Source organism: Stenotrophomonas sp. PS02297 (assembly GCF_029959705.1).
Lineage (GTDB): Bacteria > Pseudomonadota > Gammaproteobacteria > Xanthomonadales > Xanthomonadaceae > Stenotrophomonas > Stenotrophomonas nitritireducens.
On record NZ_JASCOS010000250.1, the window covers coordinates 1 to 633 of the forward strand.

Annotated in this window: 1 protein-coding gene; it reads left to right on the forward strand. The window is 72.8% G+C overall.

What is annotated here, in order from left to right:
• A partial coding sequence (locus QMX80_RS19240) for an L-serine ammonia-lyase (RefSeq protein ID WP_282278777.1) occupies positions 1-633 on the forward strand: 633 nt, incomplete at both ends.

The window sequence follows — 633 nt, forward strand, 5'->3', positions numbered from 1 at the left end:
ACGGCCTGCGCGAGCTGTGGGCCGCCATGCAGGCCTGCGTGACCCGCGGCATCCGCTCCGAGGGCACCCTGCCCGGCGGCCTGCACGTGGGCCGCCGCGCCCCGGCGCTGTACCGCGAGCTGTCCGCACGCCCGGAAGCGGCCATGCGCGACCCGCTGACCACGCTGGACTGGGTCAACCTGTACGCGCTGGCGGTCAACGAGGAGAACGCCGCCGGCGGCCGCGTGGTCACCGCGCCCACCAACGGCGCGGCCGGCATCATCCCGGCGGTGCTGCACTACTACGACCGCTTCTGCCCCGGCAGCAATGAGCAGGGCGTGTTCGACTTCCTGCTCACCGCCGCGGCCATCGGCATCCTCTACAAGGAAAACGCCTCCATCTCCGGCGCCGAGGTCGGCTGCCAGGGCGAGGTCGGCGTGGCCTGCTCGATGGCGGCCGGCGGGCTGATGGCCGCGCTGGGCGGCAAGCCGGGGCAGATCGAGAACGCCGCCGAGATCGGCATGGAACACAACCTGGGCCTGACCTGCGACCCGATCGGCGGGCTGGTGCAGATCCCCTGCATCGAGCGCAACGCCATGGGCGCGGTCAAGGCCATCAACGCCGCGCGCATGGCCATCCGCGGCGACGGCAAGC